Annotated in this window: 17 protein-coding genes and 1 pseudogene; 10 read left to right on the top strand and 8 right to left on the bottom strand. The window is 71.4% G+C overall.

The window, feature by feature from the left end; translation table 11 throughout:
- Positions 1-14: 14 nt before the first annotated feature.
- On the bottom strand, positions 15-890 hold the full coding sequence (locus tag ABZ070_RS08300; protein ID WP_356631272.1) for an MHYT domain-containing protein: 876 nt from the start codon (positions 888-890) through the stop codon (positions 15-17).
- Between the two features lie 317 nt (positions 891-1,207).
- Here ABZ070_RS08300 and ABZ070_RS08295 point away from each other — a divergent pair, with 317 nt between their 5' ends.
- The 4 genes from ABZ070_RS08295 (at position 1,208) to ABZ070_RS08280 (ending at position 7,911) form a co-directional block, all read left to right on the top strand.
- A complete protein-coding gene (locus ABZ070_RS08295) occupies positions 1,208-2,086 on the top strand; it encodes a glycerophosphodiester phosphodiesterase family protein (protein WP_356631270.1) in 879 nt (292 codons plus the stop codon).
- Between the two features lie 121 nt (positions 2,087-2,207).
- Positions 2,208-2,738 (top strand): methylated-DNA--[protein]-cysteine S-methyltransferase, encoded by a 531-nt coding sequence (locus tag ABZ070_RS08290; RefSeq protein ID WP_356631268.1) that lies wholly within the window; start codon positions 2,208-2,210, stop codon positions 2,736-2,738.
- A 12-nt stretch (positions 2,739-2,750) separates the two neighbouring features.
- The gene (locus tag ABZ070_RS08285; protein WP_356631266.1) at positions 2,751-4,034 is read left to right on the top strand and encodes an MFS transporter; all 1,284 of its coding nucleotides are present in this window, start codon (positions 2,751-2,753) and stop codon (positions 4,032-4,034) included.
- 520 nt (positions 4,035-4,554) lie between these two features.
- Positions 4,555-7,911, top strand: a complete 3,357-nt coding sequence (locus ABZ070_RS08280; protein ID WP_356631264.1) for a DNRLRE domain-containing protein — start codon at positions 4,555-4,557, stop codon at positions 7,909-7,911.
- Positions 7,912-7,977: 66 nt separating this feature from the next.
- Here the strand turns inward: ABZ070_RS08280 and ABZ070_RS08275 are convergent, their stop codons facing one another.
- Positions 7,978-8,487: a hypothetical protein gene (locus ABZ070_RS08275; protein ID WP_356631262.1), complete on the bottom strand. Its 510-nt coding sequence runs from the start codon at positions 8,485-8,487 to the stop codon at positions 7,978-7,980.
- Between the two features lie 149 nt (positions 8,488-8,636).
- Between ABZ070_RS08275 and ABZ070_RS08270 the strand changes: the two genes are divergently transcribed.
- Both ABZ070_RS08270 and ABZ070_RS08265 read left to right on the top strand, forming a co-directional pair.
- Positions 8,637-9,548 (top strand): pseudouridine-5'-phosphate glycosidase, encoded by a 912-nt coding sequence (locus ABZ070_RS08270; RefSeq protein ID WP_356631260.1) that lies wholly within the window; start codon positions 8,637-8,639, stop codon positions 9,546-9,548.
- On the top strand, positions 9,545-10,426 hold the full coding sequence (locus tag ABZ070_RS08265) for a PfkB family carbohydrate kinase (RefSeq protein ID WP_356631258.1): 882 nt from the start codon (positions 9,545-9,547) through the stop codon (positions 10,424-10,426). The genes ABZ070_RS08270 and ABZ070_RS08265 overlap by 4 nt, the downstream gene beginning before the upstream one ends.
- A 37-nt stretch (positions 10,427-10,463) precedes the next feature.
- Here the strand turns inward: ABZ070_RS08265 and ABZ070_RS08260 are convergent, their stop codons facing one another.
- Positions 10,464-11,108, bottom strand: a complete 645-nt coding sequence (locus ABZ070_RS08260; RefSeq protein ID WP_356631256.1) for a uridine kinase — start codon at positions 11,106-11,108, stop codon at positions 10,464-10,466.
- 54 nt (positions 11,109-11,162) lie between these two features.
- Positions 11,163-11,813 carry a winged helix-turn-helix transcriptional regulator gene (locus ABZ070_RS08255; protein WP_356631254.1) on the bottom strand — a complete coding sequence of 217 codons (651 nt, stop codon included), beginning with the start codon at positions 11,811-11,813 and terminating at the stop codon, positions 11,163-11,165.
- Positions 11,814-11,882: 69 nt separating this feature from the next.
- Between ABZ070_RS08255 and ABZ070_RS08250 the strand changes: the two genes are divergently transcribed.
- Positions 11,883-13,094: a pyridoxal phosphate-dependent aminotransferase gene (locus tag ABZ070_RS08250; RefSeq protein ID WP_356631252.1), complete on the top strand. Its 1,212-nt coding sequence runs from the start codon at positions 11,883-11,885 to the stop codon at positions 13,092-13,094.
- 124 nt (positions 13,095-13,218) lie between these two features.
- Complete coding sequence (locus tag ABZ070_RS08245; RefSeq protein ID WP_356631250.1) at positions 13,219-13,692, top strand: hypothetical protein; 474 nt, start codon at positions 13,219-13,221, stop codon at positions 13,690-13,692.
- Here ABZ070_RS08245 and ABZ070_RS08240 read toward each other — a convergent pair.
- Positions 13,689-14,674: pseudogene (locus ABZ070_RS08240) on the bottom strand (D-2-hydroxyacid dehydrogenase family protein). The gene ABZ070_RS08245 and the pseudogene ABZ070_RS08240 sit on opposite strands and share 4 nt — an antisense overlap.
- A 35-nt stretch (positions 14,675-14,709) precedes the next feature.
- Between ABZ070_RS08240 and ABZ070_RS08235 the strand changes: the two are divergent.
- On the top strand, positions 14,710-15,369 hold the full coding sequence (locus tag ABZ070_RS08235; RefSeq protein ID WP_356631248.1) for a DUF2293 domain-containing protein: 660 nt from the start codon (positions 14,710-14,712) through the stop codon (positions 15,367-15,369).
- Between the two features lie 30 nt (positions 15,370-15,399).
- Here ABZ070_RS08235 and ABZ070_RS08230 read toward each other — a convergent pair whose 3' ends face one another.
- Positions 15,400-16,095, bottom strand: a complete 696-nt coding sequence (locus ABZ070_RS08230; RefSeq protein ID WP_356631246.1) for a chaplin — start codon at positions 16,093-16,095, stop codon at positions 15,400-15,402.
- Positions 16,096-16,418: 323 nt separating this feature from the next.
- Between ABZ070_RS08230 and ABZ070_RS08225 the strand changes: the two genes are divergently transcribed.
- Positions 16,419-16,922 (top strand): DUF3574 domain-containing protein, encoded by a 504-nt coding sequence (locus ABZ070_RS08225; protein WP_356631244.1) that lies wholly within the window; start codon positions 16,419-16,421, stop codon positions 16,920-16,922.
- A gap of 1 nt (position 16,923) precedes the next feature.
- On the opposite strand, the gene ABZ070_RS08220 is transcribed toward ABZ070_RS08225, so the two are convergent.
- Together ABZ070_RS08220 and ABZ070_RS08215 are read right to left on the bottom strand one after the other, a co-directional pair.
- Positions 16,924-18,204, bottom strand: a complete 1,281-nt coding sequence (locus ABZ070_RS08220) for an SWIM zinc finger family protein (RefSeq protein WP_356631242.1) — start codon at positions 18,202-18,204, stop codon at positions 16,924-16,926.
- Positions 18,201-21,020 carry a DEAD/DEAH box helicase gene (locus ABZ070_RS08215; protein WP_356631240.1) on the bottom strand — a complete coding sequence of 940 codons (2,820 nt, stop codon included), beginning with the start codon at positions 21,018-21,020 and terminating at the stop codon, positions 18,201-18,203. Before ABZ070_RS08215 ends, ABZ070_RS08220 begins: the two co-directional genes overlap by 4 nt.
- Positions 21,021-21,173: the final 153 nt, after the last annotated feature.

Below are 21,173 nucleotides of genomic sequence, written 5' to 3'. Positions count from 1 at the left end.
GAAACCGTGGGCGATCAGTCGCTCCAGCTTCCGTCCGGATCGCGTCGGGAGATGCGGCTCCCTGCCCGGACGGCCGCCCTGCGCTCGCCGCCGGCCGCCGGGCGCCGCGCCTGCGCCCGGGGCACGGCACGGCCGTCCGTGTGTGCCTGCCGGTCCGGCTTCCCCGCTGCCCGCAGCGGGTCGTACACGACAACACCGGCGAGCAGCAGGAACACCGCGGGGCCCACGAGCATGGGCGCGAGGAGCGCGGCGGGCGGGTCGCCGGCGACGGCCGTGTCGACCGCCTCGTGGACATGGACGCTGACCGCCGCCATCCCCGTGTAGTGCATCCCGCTCACGGCGAGACCCATCACGAGGCTGGCCCCCAGGCTCGCCAGGAACCCGCGGACGGACACGGCCGCCCACAGCGCCGCCGTGGCTGCGACGACGGCGATCACCACGGAGAGAGCGACGGTCACGGTGTCGTACTCGAGGCGCCCGGGCAGTCGCATTCCGGCCATGCCGAGGTAATGCATGGACGCCACCCCCAGCCCGGTGATGGTGCCGCCGGTGACCAGGGACATCGTCGTTGCTCCCCGGTGACCGACGACGAATATCCCGATGCCGACCATGACGATGCCCACGGCCAGGCTGGCGAAGGTCGTCGCCCTGTCGTAGCCGATGGAGACCTCCTCCACGCGGAAGCCCATCATCGCGATGAAGTGCATGCTCCAGATGCCCGAGCCGATCGCGCTCGCGCCGAGCAGGAGCCGGCCCGGCCGGAACGAACGCCCGTTCCGCACGGCCCTGGCGGTGCAGCGCAGGCCCAGGGCGCCGCCGAGGCATGCCATCAGGTAGGCCGCCACCGGGGTGACGAGACCGTAGCCGAATCCGTCCACCGTGCCCTGCATTCCGTGCACCCTTCGTCCCGTGCGATCCCCCGCCGCCCTACGATCCCCGCGATCTCTGATGGAACGTCTGGTTCTGGGCGAGGGTACGGCTCGCGGAAGTCTAAGCAAACGTCCCAGCTGAATTTCCTCGGCGCAGGGTCCCCGGCGGCGAGTTTTCCGGCGTCGGGTCTCCCGCCCGGAGTCTCCCGGCGGGTCTCGCGGAGGCGGGTCTCGCGGAGGCGGATCCGTTCACCTTGTGGCCATACTTCGCCTGTGCCTCGTTGGCCGGGAGATGCAAGCCTCGACTCGTCCATGATTCAACGACGTGAGGAATCCCCGTGTACGCACGCCCCGTCGCAGCATTGGCCGCCACGACCCTGGGAATCACCGCGCTGGTCCTGCCCGGCTCCGCGACCGGCACCGAGCTCGCGGCCGCCGGGGACGACGCTCCGCTGGTGATCGCGCACCGCGGCGCATCCGCCTACGCGCCCGAGAACACGCTCGCGGCAGTCGACCTCGCCGACGAGATGGGCTTCGCCTGGGTCGAGAACGACGTCCAGCGCACCAAGGACGGCGAGCTGGTCGTCATGCACGACGATTCACTCGCACGGACCACCGACGTGGAGCAGGTTTTCCCGGATCGCGCCCCGTGGAAGGTCAAGGACTTCACCGCGGCCGAGATCGCCGGCCTCGACGCGGGCAGCTGGCGCGGCGCCGAGTGGACCGGCGCGCGCGTCCCGACGCTGAAGCAGTACCTGAACCGCGTGGACGACAACAACCAGAAGCTGCTGCTGGAGATCAAGAAGCCCGAGCTCTACCCCGGCATCGAGAGGGACACCCTGCGGGTGCTGCGCGAGGAGGGCTGGCTCGACCGCAGCCACGTCAGGAGCCGGCTGGTCATCCAGAGCTTCGGCAAGGACAGCGTCGAGGCGGTGCACCAGCAGCGGCCGGACGTCACGACCGGATTCCTCGGCACCCCCGCGATCGCCGATCTGCCGTCGTACGCGGCGTTCACCGACCAGATCAACCCGACGCACACGTCCCTCACGGCCGAGTACGTGGCCGCGGTGCACGCTCTGAAGGGTGCGCACGGCAAGCGGCTGCGGGTCAACACCTGGACGGTCAACGACGCAGCGGCCGCCACGCGCGGGGCGGACTTCGGCGTGGACGGGATCATCACCAACTACCCGGACGTCGTGCGGGACGCGGTCGGATAGTCCCTTCCCCGCCGGTCGAAGCGGACCGGCGAACAGCGCTCCCGCGGATCGGTCCGGACCGGTGTGCGGAGCTCTTTGCAGATCGGCCCGACTGTCGGTGGTCGGTCGTAGCGTGGTCCGCATGAAGACGTTCGAGTGGGCCGTCATCGGCACGCACATCGGGCCGCTGCTCCTCGCCGCGACGGACCAGGGCCTGGTGAGCGTGGTCTTCCACGCCGACGAGGCGGTGCGCCGGCGCGCGCTCCAGCAGCTGGCCGGCCGCCTGGGGGCCGAGCCCGTCCAGGATGCGACGGGCCGGCTCGCCGAACCGATAAGCCAGCTCGAGGCCTACTTCGCGGGCAGCCTGCACGACTTCGACCTGCCGCTGGACTGGTCGCTCTCGGCCGGCTTCAACCGGCAGGTGCTGCGTGAGCTGCTGGCCGGCGTGGCGTACGGGGCGGTCGTCGGCTACGGAGAGCTGGCAGCCCGCGTCGGCCGGCCGGACGCCGCACAGGCGGTGGGGGCCGCGATGGGGTCCAACCCGCTGCCCGTCGTGGTGCCCTGCCACCGGGTGGTGGAGACGGACGGCGGGCTCGGGGGCTTCGGCGGAGGGCTGGAGACCAAGCGCCGACTGCTCGCGCTCGAGGGCATCCTGCCGGAGCCGCTGTTCTGACACACTGCGTCGGTGACCACGACGTCCGACGCTCCTGACATACCCGACGACGGCAAGGCATCGGCAGGCGCGGCCGCCGACCTGCCCTCCATACGCCGGCGTATCAACACCGTGCTGATCGTCAGCCAGATCCTCGGCGGCCTCGGGGTGGCCACCGGCATCGCGCTGGCCGCGGTGCTGGCGCAGGAGGTCAGCGGCACGGAGGCGCTGGCCGGGCTCGCCCCGACCGCCACGGTCGCCGGGACCGCACTGCTGTCGATGCCCCTGGCCGCGCTGATGACCGCACGGGGGCGGCGTCCCGGGCTGGTCCTCGCGTACGTCATCGGTGCCCTGGGCGCCGGCGTGGTCGTCGTGGCCGCGGCCGTCGACAGCTTCCCGCTGCTGCTCCTCGGCATGGCCGGGTTCGGCGCGGCCTCGTCGGCGAACCTGCAGGCGCGGTTCGCCGCGGCCGATCTCGCGGAGCCCGAACGGCGCGGGCGGGCCATCTCCACCGTCGTCTGGGCGACCACGATCGGCGCGGTGCTCGGCCCCAACATCGCCTCGCCCGCCGGACGCAGCGTGTCCGGGCTGGGCATTCCCGCAACCGCCGGGCCGTTTCTGTGGGCGGCCGGAGTGTTCCTCGTCTCCGCGGCACTCGTCCTCGTCCTGCTCCGGCCCGACCCGCTGCTCACCGCCCGCGCAATGTCCGCGGCCGACACCTCCCCCGAGGGCCGTTCACTGAAGGCCGGGCTGCTCGCCGTACGGAACTCCCCCATGGCCCGGCTCGCTCTGGTGACCGTGGCCGTCTCGCACACGGCGATGGTGTCGATCATGTCGATGACTCCCGTCGCCCTGAGCCACCACGGCGCCGGCATCGAGCTGATCGGCCTGGTGATCAGCGGCCATATCGCCGGCATGTACGCATTCTCGCCCGTGATGGGCTGGCTGTCGGACCGCGTCGGCCGGCTCGCGGTGATCGGACTCGCGGCGGGCCTGCTCTGCGCGGCCGCACTGCTGGCCGGCACGGCGGGCCCGAGCCACGGACAGACCGCGGTGGGACTGTTCCTGCTCGGGCTGGGCTGGTCGGCGGGGCTGGTCTCCGGTTCCACCCTGCTCACCGAGTCCGTGCCACAGCCCGCGAGGGCGGCGGTGCAGGGCCTGTCCGACCTGACGATGAACACGGCGGCGGGCCTGGGCGGCGCGGCGGCGGGTCTGGTGGTGGCCCAGGCGGGATACGGGTGGCTGAACGTGATCGGGGCGGTGTTGCTGCTGCCGATGGCGGCGCTGGCGGTGCGGCGGGCTGCCGCCAGACCCTAGATGTATTGATCGGCTGGTCAGTTGACCGGATCCTGTCTGCGACCACGCCAACCTCGCCGAGCCGTGGTTCCAGGAGTCGGTACGCCACAACCTGCGTGGCGGAATCAAGCTCATCCCCAGGCAAGGATCGAAAATCCGGTGGGTGAGGCACACGCCCTACGCGCCCCCGGACGTGCCCGAAGGCAGCCTCGGCGACTTCGACGCAACTCTCAACGCCTCCAGCCTCGGCCGGGCGCTGTGCTGCACCCGGTCCGGTGGAGGCACCTCACCCAAGGCGATCGGATCACGCCGCACGAGTCCGCGACGCGGCCGGGCTGCTGTCCGTCCGAGCGCCCTGACGTGACCGCCACAAGATCACCGCAAGTGTGGAGAAGTCCTCACTGACACCTCATCTTCATGTGGGCAACCGTGTTCACGATCACGCGGAATCCTTGATTCCGCACATAGTTGGCGCACAGCCCGGCCCTAGATTCCCTTGTTGATCTTGCCGACCGGCAGGATCGGAAGGGATGACACATCCGTGTCCAGATACACAGCCGGGCGTTCCCGCCCGCGACGACGCAGAGGGCGCATCGCTCTGGCGTCAGCCGTGGTGTTGGCGGCAGAAGTCGTCTTCATATCCGGCCAGACGGCCGTCGCGGCACCGGACGAGCCTGCCAATGCGGCCGCGACATCCGCCAAGTCCCCTGCGAAGAAGGGGAATGGGGAGCCGGACCCGGCCCGGGCGGCCAAGCACCCGAAGGGCTCGAAGGCCTGGGCCATCACCCAGGCGAAGAAGACCGGCAAGAAGGTCGTCGCCTCCGACGAGACGACGGCCACCTCCTACACGGTGGCCAATCCCGACGGCACGCTCACCACCGAACTGACCTCCGGGCCCGAGCGGGTCTGGCGGGCCGGCGAGTGGCGCAAGGTCGACGTCACCCTGACCACGGCCGCCGACGGAACCGTGAAGGCGAAGGAGCACCCCAACGGGCTGCGCATGGCGGGCAAGAGCGGCACCGCGCCGCGCTCCCTGGCCGCCGCCAAGGACGCGGCCCCGCGCGATCTCGTCACCCTCGGCACCGGAGACCAGGCGGTGACGCTGCAGTGGAAGGGCGGTCTTCCCGCTCCGGAGCTGAACGGCACCACCGCCCGTTACCGGGAGGCCGTGCCCGGTGCCGACGTCATCGTCGAGGCCACGCGGACCGGTTTCGAACAGTTCGTGGAGATCGACAAGAAGCCCTCCGGTGCGTACTCCTACACGCTGCCGGTCAAGGCCAAGGGGCTGAAGGCCAAGGCGAACAAGGACGGGTCGGTGACGTTCACCGACGCCGAGACCGGTGAGCGGCGAGCGACGATGCCCGCCCCGGTCATGTGGGACGCCTCGGTGGACAAGCGGTCCGGCGAGCACACCCGCCGTGCCCGGGTCGACATGAAGGTCGTGAACAAGGGCACCGGTCGTATCGACCTGGTCGTCACCCCGAGCGCCGACTTCCTCGCCGACCCCAGGACGCAGTACCCGGTCACGGTCGACCCCTCGACCTCCGCCCTGTCGTCCACGTTCGACACCTACGTGCAGCGCGGTGAGACGGTCGACTGGTCCGCCGACACCGAGCTCGACTTCGGCAACCCGGGCACCACCAACGCGGACGGTACGACCCGCGTGGCCCGGTCCTTCATCCACTGGGACACCACGCCCATCCAGGACGCGTTGATCATCGACACGAACCTGGCGCTGTGGAACTTCCACTCCGGCAACACCGACTGCACCGCCCAGTCGTGGACCGTCTGGGACACCACCCAGGCATCCACCGCGTCCCGGTGGACCAGCCAGCCCACCTGGAACCAGCAGTACCACTCCTCCGACCAGACCAGCGGCAACCCCGGTTGCACCGCTCAGCCCGACGGCTGGGTCAACGCCGACGTCGACACCCTCGTCCAGACCTGGGCCTCGGCGAAGGCGACCCGCGGCTACATGGGCCTGCGCGCGGCCACCGACGACACCCGCGCCTGGAAGCGCGTCAACTCCGGCAACGCCACGGCGAACCAGCCGAAGCTGACCGTGAACTACAACTACCGTCCCTCCGACGGCACGGCGCAGCAGGCCGGTCCGCCGTTCAAGATGTACAACGGTGTGTGGGCCGTCAACACCCTCACTCCGACGCTCAGGGACACGTTCGCGGACGCGGACGGCGACAAGGTCAGCGGCAGCTTCCAGGTCTACGACGCCGATACCAACACGCCGATCACCACGCCCGCCGGAGACGGTGTGCTGGTCTCCTCCTTCGTCACCCCGGGCGAGTGGGCGAGCGTGCAGGTCCCGGACGGGCAGCTCGTCGACGGCAAGATGTACAAGTTCCGCACCAACGCCTACGACGGCACCCACTACAACCTGGGCTGGTCCCCGTGGCGCTCGTTCGTCGTGGAGACCGCCGCCGCCGGTGTTCCCAGCAGTCTTCAGCCCGGCGACACCTACACGATCAGCGATCCCGCGCTGATCGCCGACCCCGCCCAGATCGAGCAGGTCCTCAACAGGGACGGCAATCTGGAAGCGCTCGGCATCAAACCGCGCAGCGGCCCGTCCGCCGAGCAGCCTGCCGCGGCTGAAACGGCTTCTGACGCGTCACGGTCGGTGTCCGGCACGACCACGGCGTCGACCGTCGGGCCCATGGCTGTCTGGGAGCGCACGTACACCGTTCCCAGCCAGCGGTTCAACCGCGGACGCAAGCCCGAGAACAACGGCAAGGATCCGTACGAATACATCGCCGACGTCGATGAGTGCCACAACGCCGACGACTCGGACAACGAGGCCGGATGGATCAAGAACCGGTTCTCCTACTGCCAGGAGACCATGACGGTCATGCCGGCGATCAGGTGCGGCCTGTGGCCCCCGGGCTGCTACCTGCACGGCACCTTCATCTCGACCAACACCCTCATCGGCCGCGGCCAGATAGGCGGCTTGGACGGCAGCCCGCTGACCCGGTTCGCCGAATTCGACTTCAACGTGGACGTCTTCATATCCAGCGGTGATTTCAACAAGGTCGGCGCCAAGCTGGAAGCGAAGCTGGAGTGCGAGGGAGACTGGGACATCGGAGTTCCGGGCGACCCCTCTGCAGAGGACGCCTGCCAGCCCGGTCTCCACACGGGCCGCACTGATTCGCCCAGCCAGTGGAAGTACAACGGCGACACGAAGTTCGACCTGTGGTCGCTGGCGCCGAAGCTGCCCGACGTCGCCCATGGCGATCAGATCGCCACGGGCCTGTTCACCCCGGTCCTCGAGTTCACGGTTCCCGGCTACTCCCAGCTCATCCCCTCCGAGGGCGAGCAGGGGGAGATCCGCTTCGACAGCGCCGCCTACAACGTACGGGCCAAGGCGGGTTCTGTTTTCCCCGATGCCACACCCGCGCTGCGCTACGACCGGAGCGACACGTCCGACCCCGCCGCTCCGGTGGAGCCGTACTTCGGAGTGGCAGCGGTCGCGGACCACATCGGCGACGCACTTGACGACCCGGGCAGCACGTACCCGACGAAGAGCGACAAGAAGCTGCCCGGTGGTAGCGCCGTGAACCCGCTGCACCGTCTCGTACCGGGCTTCGGGCCGTCCGAGCAGGCCCGCTACGACGCCAACCGCTCCGTCGTCTCCTCCACGTGCAACAACGCCGCCGTGCCGGGCAGGCCCACGGCGGGAGAGCAGCGCGACTGCGACGAATTCCCCTTCGCCTCCAGTTACCAGGGGGCAGCGCGCTACCAGTACGAGGGAGAGCCGTACCGCGACGACTTCTCCGTCCGCTACATCGACTCGAACGAGAATCAGGAAGCCGGGCGACGTCTCGGCGCCTGGTACGACAATGACCGAATCCTGAGTCACGACCCGTTCATCATCGTCATCGGCGACTGACCGGGGACATTCTGTCTGAGTCGGCCATACCGCGGGGCCGGTCCTGGGACCGGCCCCGCACCCGTTTCACTCCGTCCCGCCACCGGCGGCGGTGCGCCAGATCTGAACCAGACAGTATTGATCTGCGCCGTTCATCTTCTCTTCGTGGCCCGGTGGCATGGGCAGTGGTTCCCGGGGACCCGCCAGCGGAGAGGTGAAAGGCCCGCCTTCACGATTGAATGTCCAATGCCATCGCATCCGGTACAGGCCGGAGGAGGGCAGGATCAACGGGACTTCCTGCTGCCCCCCGTCGATGGTCTCCAGCGCGAGGTCACCTCCGGGAAGTCGCACCTCCACTTCCTCCGCACCGGACCACGGAGCATCGTCTGCGGGAGGGGCCGCCGACCAGCTTTCCAACCGCACCGACGCCCGAATCACCTGGGGCGGGACTTGCAGATAAACCATGCCGGGGGCGGAAAGAAGCCATTTCGTGCGATCCGCGTGCGGTGAATAGGTGTCGACGCTCGTGTCAACCAGCCCAAAGATGCGATAACTGGGAGAAACGAGAGTCTCGAAAGCATCCAGCAGCCTGCTCAAGGGTCACCTCGTACGTCATCAATCGAGTCGCGATCAGCATTATGCCCACGGATTTCATACTCCCGACCGGCAGCCACCTGGCGACGGATCGTGCCGGGCACCATGGGCCGAGATGTTTGTCGGACTGCCCGTCGCGCCAGGGATGGGACATGCCCACATCCGCAGTCACGGTGTCCGAAGAGGTACGGGAAGCGCTCGACACCGACGCACCCGTCGTCGCCCTGGAGTCCACCATCATCGCGCACGGCTTGCCGCGCCCGCGCAATCTGGTCGTCGCCGAGGAGTTGGAGGCGCTGGTCCGGGCGGGCGGCGCCGTCCCCGCGACCATCGCCGTGCTGGACGGCAGAGCCCATGTCGGGCTGACCAAGGACGAGTTGGAACGCGTGGCGGGCGACCCCGGCATGCGCAAACTGGGTCATCGCGATCTGGCTCCCGCCCTCGCGACGGGGGCGAGCGGCGCGACGACCGTCTCCGCGACGGCGCTGCTCGCCGACCGGGCCGGCATCCCCGTCTTCGCGACCGGGGGCCTCGGTGGTGTGCACCGCGGATGGACGGACACCCAGGACGAGTCGGCCGACCTGCGGCTCCTCGCCCAGGTGGGCATCACCGTGGTGTGCGCGGGCGTGAAGTCGATCCTGGACGTACCGGCCACGCTGCAGCGGCTGGAGACGCTCGGCGTCACGGTGATCGGTTACGGGACGCGGCACTTCCCCGGCTTCTATCTGACGTCGTCCGGGGAACCGGTCGACTGGACCGTCGGCACCCCGGAGGAGGTCGCCGCCGTCATGCGCGCGAAGGACGTGATGGCCAAGCCGTACTCCTCGCTGATCGTCGCCAATCCCGTCCCGCCGGCCGAGCAGTTGGACCCCGCGCTGCACGACCGGGTGCTGGCGCGGGCGCTCGACGAGGCGCGGCAGGAGGGCATCACCGGGCAGGCCGTCACGCCGTTCCTTCTCGACCGGCTGATGCGGTACACAGGCGGCGCCTCGCTCGAGGCCAACCTGGCGGCGGTGCGCGGCAATGTCCGGCTCGCGGCACGGATCGCGGCGGCGTACGCATGACGGGTCTCCTCGTCGTCGGTGACGTCGTCACCGACGTCGTCGCCCGGCACGCCGCGCCGCTCGCCGCGGGCACCGACACGGCCGCCACGATCCGCATCCTGCCCGGCGGCGCAGGGTCCAACGTCGCGTGCTGGGCGGTGGACCGGGGCTGCCATGATGTGCGGCTGCTGGCTCGGGCGGGCGCCGCCGACCTGGACTGGCACGCCGCGCGGCTGCGCGCGGCGGGCGTGCGGCCGCTGCTCGTGCCCGACGACGAGGTCCCGACCGCGACCGTCGTCGCCCTCGTCGACGCCACCGCGGAGCGGACGTTCCTTACCGACAGCGGGGCGGTGCTGCGGCTGTGCCCGGACGACTGGTCCGCGTCGCTGCTCGACGGGGTCGGCCATCTGCACCTGTCCGGCTATCTGCTGTTCTCGGAGACCAGCCGGGCCGCGGCGCTGCTCGCGAAGGACGCTGCCCGCAACCGGGGGATCCCGGTCAGTGTGGACCCGGCTTCGGCCGGCTTCATCCGCGAACTGGGCGTGCGGCGCATGCTGTCGGCGCTCGAGGGCGTGGACGTCCTGCTGCCGAACGCGGACGAGGCCCGGTTGATGACCGGTCTGCCCGACCCTGCCGACGCTGCGGCGAAGCTCAGCCACTCGGTCCCGCTGACGGTGGTGACCCTGGGACCCCGGGGCGCGCTGGTCGCGGAGTCCGGCCGGGTCACGGCCCGTGTCGAGCCGTCGTCCGCCGAGGCCCTGGACACGACGGGGGCGGGCGACGCGTTCACCGGCGCGTTCCTCGCCGCGCGGCTGGCGGGCGCGGACATCCGTTCGGCGGCGGAGGAAGGCTGCCGGGCAGGCACGGAGGCGGTGTCACGCCTGGGCGGCCGGCCATGAGCGTCAGCCGTTTCCGCCCCACGCCGGATCGCGCGGATCAGTGCCGGCCGAGTCCGCCCCAGGCCGGGTGACGAGGATCGTCGGCCCGTACGAGGACGTCCGCGGCGTCTGCCGGCCCGACCTCCTCCTCGTACCGCCCGTACGCGGGGAGGGTCCAGCGTTCGTCCTCTTCGGTGCGGCGCTCCAGCGCGCCCGCCGAGAGCCGCAGGTGCACGGTCAGGTCGAACGGGAACCAGTGCCCGAGCAGAAACGGTCCGTGCAGCAACAGCACTCCGTCGGGAGGGAGTTGCACGGGGGCGCTGCGCGTGGCCCGGTCCGTGACCGGGTCCCACAGGTCGGGCAGCACCCGCCCGGTGCCCTCCGCCTCCAGCGGGCCGAAGATTTCCCGCCACAGGGCACCGGTGTCGAACCAGCCGCTGTAGTACGTGTCGGGGTCCTCGCGGCCGTACTCGTACCGCAGCGACGCCGGACGCAGGAACCCGCCCGCCCCGACGACCGCGACACCCCGCCCCCGCAGCCGCAGCACGCCGCCGATCCGCTCCGCGAGCTCCCCGGGCCGCGCGGCGGGCGCGCCGTCGACGCCGACGCGCAGCCAGGGACTGCCGTCCTGTGCCCGCGTCCGCAGCACCCGTTCGGCGAGCTGCTCCGCCATCCGCTCCCAGGTGATCGCTTCGAGTCTCACCCGCCCATCATCGCCCGACAGGCTTGGACGCCGTGGCCCGGACGTCCCTGGCTCTCATACGCCGAGAAGCGCGGCGTCGCCCTCCACCTTGATCTGCCCGGCACTCACGCCTTCCGCCAGGGTCAGTGCACCGGCGGCCAGTGCCGTGCGGGTGTCCGTGTCGAGGGTGAGACGGACGTCGGGGGCGTCCGCGGGGCCGTCGCCGTACGGGGAGGGTGCGCCGTCGCCGAGCCGTAGGTGGAAGACACCCTCGTCGAGCCGCACCTCGACGACCGCGACCCGACCCGGGGCCTGCAGCGCCCGCAGCAGCGGGATCGCGAACCAGTGGGCCCGCACGGCGTCGGTGGGGCGGCGCTCCACGAGCTCGGGCGCGCCCCAGTCGCTGAGCGCGGCCAGTACGGGCAGCAGTCCTCTTCCGCGCTCGGTGAGTTCGTAGACGGAAGCGGCCGACGGCGGCGGCAGCCTGCGGCGGGTGGCGAGGCCGTCCCGCTCCATGTCCTTCAGCCGGGATGCCAGGACGTCGGTGCTGACTCCGGGCAGATCTGCGTGGAGGTCGGTGTAGCGGCGGGGGCCTCCCAGCAGCTCCCGGACGACGAGCAGGGTCCACCGGTCGCCGACGGCGTCCAGGGCACGGGCGGCGGCGCAGTACTGGTCATAGCTCCGGCGGCGGGTCTGACGAGGTGGCATACGACGCAGTCTAGACATGTTGTTGGACTTTCCAAGCTCCAACTTGGTAAAACCAAGTACGTCATTCAGTCCTGGGAGGGCCACGGCATGGAGTTCCGGCAGTCGAGCAAGCTCAGCGAGGTCTGCTACGAGATCCGCGGTCCGGTGATCGAGCACGCCAACGCCCTGGAGGAGGCGGGCCACAGCGTCCTGCGCCTGAACACGGGCAACCCGGCGCTCTTCGGGTTCGAGGCGCCGGAGGAGATCGTCCAGGACATGATCCGGATGCTTCCGCAGGCCCACGGCTACACCGACTCGCGCGGCATCCTGTCGGCCCGCCGCGCCGTGGCCCAGCGCTACCAGGCCCTCGGCCTCACCGATGTCGACGTGGACGACGTCTTCCTGGGCAACGGCGTCTCCGAGCTCGTCTCCATGGCGGTCCAGGCCCTGCTGGAGGACGGCGACGAAGTCCTCGTCCCCGCACCGGACTTCCCGCTGTGGACCGCGGTGACGACGCTCGCCGGCGGCAAGGCCGTGCACTACCTGTGCGACGAGGAGTCCGACTGGTACCCGGACCTGGACGACATGGCGTCGAAGATCACCGACCGCACGAAGGCCGTCGTGATCATCAACCCCAACAACCCCACCGGCGCGGTCTACCCCCGGGAGATCGTGGAGGGCATCCTCGACCTCGCCCGCCGCCACCAGCTGATGGTGTTCGCCGACGAGATCTACGACCAGATCGTCTACGACGACGCCGTCCACCACACCGCCGCCGCCCTCGCCCCCGACCTGGTCGTGCTCACCTTCAGCGGCCTGTCTAAGACGTACCGCGTCGCCGGCTTCCGCTCGGGCTGGCTTGTCGTCAGCGGCCCCCGGCAGCACGCCCGCAGCTATCTCGAGGGCCTGACGATGCTCGCGTCGATGCGACTGTGCGCCAACGCCCCCGCCCAGTACGCCATCCAGGCCGCGCTCGGGGGCCGGCAGTCCATCAGGGAACTCGTCGCACCCGGCGGCAGGCTCCACGAACAGCGAAACCGGGCCTGGGAGAAGCTCAACGAGATCCCCGGCGTCTCCTGCGTCAAGCCCAAGGGAGCGCTGTACGCCTTCCCGCGGCTCGATCCGAAGGTGCATCCGATCCACGACGACGAGAAGTTCGTGCTGGACCTGCTCCTGCGGGAGAAGATCCAGGTCGTCCAGGGAACGGGCTTCAACTGGCCGCGCCCCGACCACTTCCGGATCCTCACACTGCCGCACGCCGACGACCTCGATGCCGCGATCAGCCGGATCGGCCGATTTCTCGACAGCTACCGTCAGTAATCCCCCCAAGGGCTTGACTACCGTCCGCACTGCGATGATCTGATGCTGTCCTGCATGACCGGGCCGTGAGACCACCGGCCCGAGAGGCAGCACCCGAACGACGTTCCAAGCCCTGGAGCAGCACATGTGGACAGCGGTCATCGCGGTCGTCGGCACCCTGCTCGGCTCGGTGGCGACCCACTTCTTCCAGCGCCAGACCGCAGAACGCACCGCCGCCCTCGCCCGGGCGGAACAGCTGCGCCAGGAGCGGATCTCCGCGTACAGCGCCTTCGCGGGTGCCCTCGTCGACTACCGGCGCGGGCAGAACGACCGCTGGCACCGTGCCCACGACTCCCCCGGCAGCGCGGTCGCCGAAGAGGTCCGCATCGACTCGTACCGGCTGCGCTCCACCGCCCATCAGGCGCTGATCCGGGTGCAGCTGGTGTGCGACGACTCGCAGGCGCTGGCGCTGGCGGCGGCCGCGTTCGACGTCACCAACTGCATGCACGAGGCGCCGGACGAGGCGGACCGCGCGCACCGTTCGGAACAGGCGCGGGAGACGCTCTCGGAGTTCATCGGCGCCGCGGCGCCGGGAGTGCGCCAGACGGGAGTGCGCTAGCCAAAGACGCCGGGCCCGCTGGGCTGCACGAGGGTACGGACGGGGCTGCCCGCCAGGTACGCGGCGATGTCCTCGACCGCCTCCCGGAAGTACCCCTCGTAGTTGCGGCGGGTGACATAACCGAGGTGGGGCAGGCCGAGGAAGTTCGGTGCCGTGCGCAGCGGGTCGCCGGCGGGCAGCGGTTCCTGCTCGAACACGTCGGCGCCCGCTCCGGCGATCCAGCTTTCGTGCAGCGCCCGCACCAGGGCCTCCTGGTCGACGATCGCGGCCCGGGACGTATTGATCAGGTAGGCCGTGCGGCGCATCCGCTTCAGCTCTTCGGCCCCGATCAGTCCGCGGGTACGGTCGCTCAGCTGCAGATGCACGGAGACGAAGCCCCCGCCTCGAGCAGCGCTTCGAGCGAGGCGGCCCGTACGACGCCGTGCTCCGCGGCCCGTTCGTCGGTGAGGTTCCGGCTCCATGCCATGACGTCCATGCCGAAGGCCCGGCCGACGGCGGCGACCTTAGTGCCGATCTTCCCGAGACCCAGGAGCGCGAGCGTGCGGCCGTGCAGATCCGCGCCGATGGTCGACTGCCAGGGACCGCCGTCACGCAGGGCGTTGCCTTCCCGCACAACGTGCCGGGCGAGGCCGAGGACGAGGGCCCAGGTCAGTTCGGCGGGCGGTTCGGAGCTGCTGGCGGTGCCGCACACGGTCACACCGTTACGGGCCGCGGCTGCGAGGTCGATCGAGGCGTTGCGCATGCCCGAGGTGATCAGCAGCCGCAGTCGTGGCAGCCGGTCGAGCAGGGACGAGGTGAACGGTGTCCGCTCGCGCATCGCGACCAGGATCTCGCAGTCCCCGACCGCCTCGACCACGGCGTCCTCGGAACCGAAGTGCTCCCGCAGGGAACGTACTTCGACTGCGCCCGCGAGCGAGGACCAGTCCGCCATGGAGAGCGCGGCGTCCTGGTAGTCGTCGAGCACGGCACAGTTGATCGTCATGGGAGCGGAGCGTACCCGGTGGGTACCTACCGGACATGGACCTGGTGGTGATCCAGCCGCGCAAGGGCCGGCACTGCTCCGAGTGCCGCAGGGGCCCGCTTGCGATGCATGTGCTCGAGTCCGACGCACCCGTGTGCCTGGAGTGCGCCGATCTCGGCCACTTGGTGTACCTGCCGAGAGGCAGCGCGGCGCTCACCCGGCGGGCCCGGGAGGCGAGTTCGCTCTGGGCTGTCGTGATGCGTGACAACCGCCGCCGCGGTCGCCACGAACGGCAGGGGCTCCTCGTCGAGGAGGCGGCGCTCGCCCGGGCGGAGTCGGCGTGCCTCGCCGACGCCGACGCGCGCGCCCGCCGCCGCGAACGGGATGCGGCCCGGCGAGCCAGGGAGGACCTGCGGTTCACCGCCGAACTGGCTGCCGAGATACTGCGCCTGTTCCCGGGCTGCCCGAGGGAGCGCGCCGCCGAGATCGCTGCGCACGCCGCCCTGCGCGGCAGCGGGCGCGTCGGCCGCACCGCGGCGGGCCGCTCACTGGAGGAGGGAGCGGTCACGGCCGCGGTGCGCGCTTCCGTACGGCACGTCGACACCGCCTACGACGCGCTGCTGATGGCGGGTGTCGCCCGCCACGAGGCGCGGGCCCGCGTGGCGCGGCAGATCGAGGCGGCCCTGGCGGCCTGGCGGCGGCCTACGACGGCCTGAGCCGGGGCGGGAGCGATGCCGCCGAACGACCTAGGACTCCTGGGTGGGGCGGAACCGGCGGTACATGACGATGCCGCCGAGGATCATCGTCGCACCCGCCGGGATCGCGAACGCCAGCTCGTCGGAGCCTGTCTGGGCCAGCGCCCCTCCGGCGGGCTTCGGGGCCCACTGCTCGTCGTGAGCGGCCGGCTTCTCGGGCTTCACGGTCCTGGGCGGGGTGGGCTCCTCCTCGACCGGCGGCTTGCCGGAGTCGTTCACCGAGCTGTTGCCGGTGGCGGGGTTGCCGATGCCGACGACGTTCACCGAGTTGCCGCTCACGTTGACGGGCAGGTCGACCGGGAGCTGCACGCCGTTGCCGGAGAGGAGACCCGGTGATCCCGCCACCTCGCCGCCCGCGTGGGCGCCGCCGCCGTGGGAGCCGCTGCCGGCCTCGGTGCCCTGGGAGCCGCCGCCGTGTTCCGCGCCACCGCCGTTGTCACCGTCCGACACGTTGGCACAGTCGTTGCCGGCCGCCGGGTTGAGCAGTCCGACCACATTGACGGTGTTGCCGCACACGTTCACCGGAAGGTGCACGGGAAGCTGGATCGCGTTGCCCGACCCCACCCCGGGGGATCCGACGGCCGCGCCGTCCGCGTTCGAGTCCGCCTGGGCGTAGCCTGTCGCCATGGCCAGTGCGCTGCCCGTGAGCATCACGGTCGCCAGGCCCTTTCGGTGAACCTGCCTCATGGTTGCCTGCCTTCATAAGAAACCTCACGAGCAGTCGCCCGCACCGGAATTAACGCCTTAGGGGCCCATCGGTTCTGCCGAACGAGTCATTCACCCCATCGAGTGTGCGCGCTGTCGAAGACCCTTCGAACTGAACGCCGAGCCGACCGCCGAGCCGACCGCCGAGCCGGCCGTCACGCGCCACCCGTCGCGCGTACGGGTGGACTCCGGCCGGAGCCGGTGATCCGGCGGGTGCCGCAGGCGTTGCGTCTGACGGAGCGGGCCGCGGCCGACGGCCCCGCCGGGCCACTCGCCCACGACGGAAGGTTTTGACCGTGCAGACCATGAAGCAGCCCCGCCGCCCGATGAATGCGCGGGCCGTGCCGCGACGCACCGCGCTCACCCTTGCCGGCGCCGCCATTGCCGTACTGGGCGTCGCCGCGCCGTCCGCGCGGGCCTCGCTGGACGGTGACCGGCCCGCCGCGCCGCGGGCTTCCGCCTCGGCCACGGCGAGCAGTACGGCGTATGTGGAGACTCGGCTGTTCTTCGGCACCGAGCGGCCGGACGGCGGGCCCGATGTGACCGACGCGCAGTTCATGGCGTTCGTCGACCAAAGCGTCACGCCGGACTTCCCCGACGGGCTGACGATCCAGGAGGGCCGCGGCCAGTGGCGCGACTCCAACGGCGTCATCGAGCGGGAGCGTTCGTACGAACTGATCCTGCTGTACCCGGCGGCCGAGGCCGGTGCGCGTGACGCCGGGATCGAACGGATCCGCGCGGCCTATGTGCGGGCGTACGCGCAGGACTCGGTCGCCAGGCTCGACGAACCGACCCTGGCCGACTTCTGATTCACCGGCCCAGCAAGGCGGCGAGCGCACGCACGGGGTCCGTGTCCGGAGTGCCGCGCGGCCACCAGTCCTCGCGGTCGGGGTCGGACTCGTACCCGTACCAGAGGCCGTCACGGCCGAGCCGGAGCTGGAGGGAGCGTGCGGACAGGTGGTTGCGCCAGGGCCTGAAGCCGGGGAAGTCCGCAGCGGCCAGGGCGGGGCGGGCCCGGTCGAAGGGACCGGCGGGCGGGTCCCAGGGCTCCTCCAGCACGGTGAGCGCCGCCGGGCCGCCCTGCCGCCAGGCGGCGACCGCACGGGCGAGCTCCGTGGGGCTGCGGTCGGTGGCGGCGGCGAGATCGCGGTATAGGGCGCGGGTCGAGGCGGTCAGGCCGGAGCCGGGGTGTGCGGCAGCCAGCCGCACCGCGTCCTGCCAGGGAGTGAGCACGGCGACGGGATCGTGCCCGGTGGCGAGAAGTGCGTGGGCCCGTGCAGCGGCCTCTGAGGCCAGCAGGTCGAGGGCGAGCGGGTCGGGAGCACCGGGGGCGTCGGGGTAGGCCGGGGGGCGGCCCGGGCGGGGCGGAACGGGGAAGGGCGGCGGCAGGAGCGGCAGCTTCGCGCGCCGGGCGACGGCATCCTTGGCGGACACGCTCGGCAGGGGTGCACAGGACGCGGTGGCCGAGTGCTCCGCAGCCGCACGGGTCGCGTTACGGCTGGAGAGGTCGCAGAGGATGTCCCGCTCGCCGCGGCCGCGCATCAGGAACAGCACGAACGGGTCCTCGTCCAGCAGCCTGGCCGTCTGGTAGCACAGCGCAGCGGCGTGCTTGCAGGGGTAGCCGTCGTCCGGGCAGGAGCAGTCGGGGATCAGGTCACCGGGCGTCGGCAGCAGGTCCGCGGCGCTCGCCAGCGCATGGGGGACATCCTTGTCGAGCAGCGCCGCGATGTGTTCGGGGCGGGCCGCCGCCGCGGACAGGAAGTCGTCCCAGTCGTCGTCGGTGAGGGTGCGCAGGCGGATCTCCGTGCGGTACGGACGCGCTCTGCTGCCCTGCACGTACGCCATGACCCGGCCGGGCGTCACCGTGATCGCCGCGACGTGGCCCGTGGCCGCGTAGGCGCGGCCGCGGACCAGGCGGGCCGGGTCGAGGGCGGTGTCCTCCAGCGCCTCCACCCAGGCGTTGCCCCACCAGGTCGCCGCGGGCTCGTCGCCGGCGAGGGGGTCCAGAGCCGGGAACGTACGGCGCTGGTCTTCGTGGCGGGGGCCCGGCGAGAGGCCCGGCCGGGAACGCGGGTGCGCTGGCGGTGTCATGACGGCCTCCGCAGGGAGACGAGGTCGGCCAGCTCCCGGTCGGTCAGCTCGGTCAGCGCCGCCTCTCCCGACCCGAGCACCGCATCGGCCAGCGCCCGCTTGGAGGCGAGCATCTCGGCGATGCGGTCCTCCACCGTGCCCTCGGTGACGAGACGGTGGACCTGCACCGGCTGTGTCTGACCGATGCGGTAGGCGCGGTCGGTGGCCTGCTCCTCGACGGCCGGGTTCCACCAGCGGTCGAAGTGGACGACATGGCCGGCCCTGGTCAGGTTCAGCCCGGTGCCGGCCGCCTTGAGGGACAGGATGAACACCGGGACCTCCCCCGACTGAAAGCGGTCGACCATGCGCTCGCGCTCCCCCACCGGCGTCCCTCCGTGCAACAGCTGACAGGGGATGGCGCGGGACGCGAGGTGCGCCGACAGCAGACGGGCCATGGAGACGTACTGAGTGAAGATCAGGACCGAGCCGTCCTCCGCCAGGATCGTCTCGAGAAGCTCGTCGAGCAGGGCGAGCTTGCCGGAACGGCCGGCCAGCCGGGGTGCGCCGACGCCACCGTGACCGGTGCCGTGTCCCGGTCCGTACTCCTTGAGGAACTGCGCGGGGTGGTTGCAGATCTGCTTGAGGGCCGTGAGCAGCTTCATGACCAGGCCGCGGCGCGCGATGCCCTCGGCAGCCTCGATCGCCGCCATCGCCTCCCGTACGACCGCTTCGTAGAGGGACGCCTGTTCGCGGGTGAGGGGCACCGGATGGTCCGACTCAGTCTTCGGCGGCAGCTCGGGCACGATGCCCGGGTCGGACTTCTTGCGGCGCAGCAGGAACGGACGGACGAGCCGCGCGAGCCGCTCCACGGCCGCGTCGTCCTCGCCGTTCTCCACGAGGCGGGCGTGGCGCGCGCGGAAGGCCTTGAGAGGGCCGAGCAGTCCGGGAGTCGTCCAGTCCAGCAGGGCCCACAACTCGGAGAGGTTGTTCTCCACGGGGGTGCCGGTGAGGGCGACGCGGGCGGGCGTGGGAATCGTTCGCAGCGCCTTGGCCGTCGCGGAGAACGGGTTCTTCACGTGCTGCGCCTCGTCGGCGACGACCATGCCCCACGGGTGCGCCGCCAGTTGCTCCGCGCTGCTGCGCATCGTGCCGTACGTGGTCAGCACGAAGCCGCCGTCGGGCGTGTCGAGGACACGGTCCGCGCCGTGGAACCGGCGTACCGGAACGCCGGGGGCGAAGCGAGCGATCTCCCGCTGCCAGTTACCGAGCAGCGAGGCCGGGCACACGACCAGCGTCGGGGCGGAGCGTGCCCGGCGCAGATGCAGGGCGATCACGGTGACGGTCTTGCCGAGGCCCATGTCGTCGGCGAGGCATCCGCCGAGACCGAGCGATGTCATCATGTCCAGCCACGCCAGCCCGCGCAGTTGGTAGTCCCGCAGCGTGGCGTGCAGCCCGGGCGGGGCCTCGGCGGGGGCGGTGGCAGCGGTGAGACGGTCGCGCAGGGCGGCCAGCGCACCCGTCGGCACGGCCTCGACCGTCTCCCCGTCGACCTCCGCCGTGCCGGTCAGCGCCACCGCGAGAGCGTCGACGGGATCGAGCAGGCCGAGCTCCCTCTTGCGTGCCTTGCGGACGAGATCCGGGTCCACCACGACCCAGCGTTCGCGCAGCCGCACGATGGGGCGGTGCGACTCGGCGAGGGCGTCCATCTCACGCTCCGTCAGCGGATCGCCGTCCAGGGCGAGCTGCCAGTCGAACTTGAGCAGTTCCTCGCTGTCGAAGAAGGGTGTGCCGTCGGTGGCGGAGCCGGGCGCGGAGCGCACGACAGCGGCGGCGACAAGCGTACGCGCGAGCTCCTTCGGCCAGTGGACGGCGACACCCGCCGCGTCCAGGCGGGCCGCGCCCGGGCCGAGCAGCTCGTACAACTCGTCCTCGGTGAGCGGCAGTACGTCCGGTACGTCCCTCTCCAGCAGCCGGGCGAGCGGCGGCCATACCCGGCCGGCACGGCGCAGCGCGAGCACCGTGTCGATCCGGGCCCGCGGGCCGAAGTGCTCGTCACCGGCACCGGCCCACAGGCGCGCCGCGTCCATCACGAGAGTCGGGTCGGCGAGACTGTGCACCTGGACGAGCGCCGCCCCGGCGTGGCGCTCGGCGCTGTCCTGCGGGTCGCTGTCGAAGAACTCATAGGCGGACAGGTCCAGCCGCAGCGAGACCCGCACACCCGCGTCCATCCCGGCGGCGGCCTCGGCGGCCCACTCGCGGGCGCCGGGCAGATGCTGCGCGGCGGCCGCCGCGAAGGGCGCGCCCGCGGCGAACTTGGCAGCCGGTGTACGCGGCAGGCTGTCGGCCACGGCATCGAAGAACGACCGCACCAGCGCCTCGGGATCCGGGAGCCGCAGCGGCTGGACGCCCTCGACGGGCACGGCGTGCGCCTCGTACGGCATGGCGGCGGCGACGGCCCTCAGTTGCGCGATGTCGTCGGCATCGAGCGGCCCGGCCCGCCAGGCGTCGTGGTCGGACGGTGTCAGCCCGGGCAGCAGCCTGCCGCGGGCCACAAGATGCAGGGCGTGCAGGACCGCGGCGCCCCAGCAGGCGGAGGCCGGATGCGCGGCCGGGTCCCGGCGGGCGCGGATGAGCAGCGGCACGGCGTCGACGAGGGGCAGCACGAGGGCGGGAACGGTCTCGCTGCGAAGGCCGACGCCCTGCCCCTCGGGCCGGACGACGACGAGCTCGCCGCTCGCCCCGGCGAACGGACGCCCGTCGGGCTCCCAGAAAGCGACCCGGCCCTCGCGGGGCAGCGCGGCGGGCAGGAAGACGGCGGCGGCCGTGGTGGTCGTCATCGGGTCCCTCCCGTCCCTGGTCGTCGGCGGACACGGTTCGCACCTGCATCCACGACCTTACGGGCGGGGTGTGACAGTGGGCGGCGCCGCCCGCTCTGACCTGCACTTTCCCCCACCCCGCCCCTTCCCGTAACCGGGGGCTCTGCCCCCGAT

Source organism: Streptomyces sp. NPDC006283 (assembly GCF_040613325.1).
In the GTDB taxonomy this organism is placed as follows: domain Bacteria; phylum Actinomycetota; class Actinomycetes; order Streptomycetales; family Streptomycetaceae; genus Streptomyces.
Note: the sequence above shows the minus strand (reverse complement) of the source record. Positions and strands in the feature narration are given on the sequence as shown.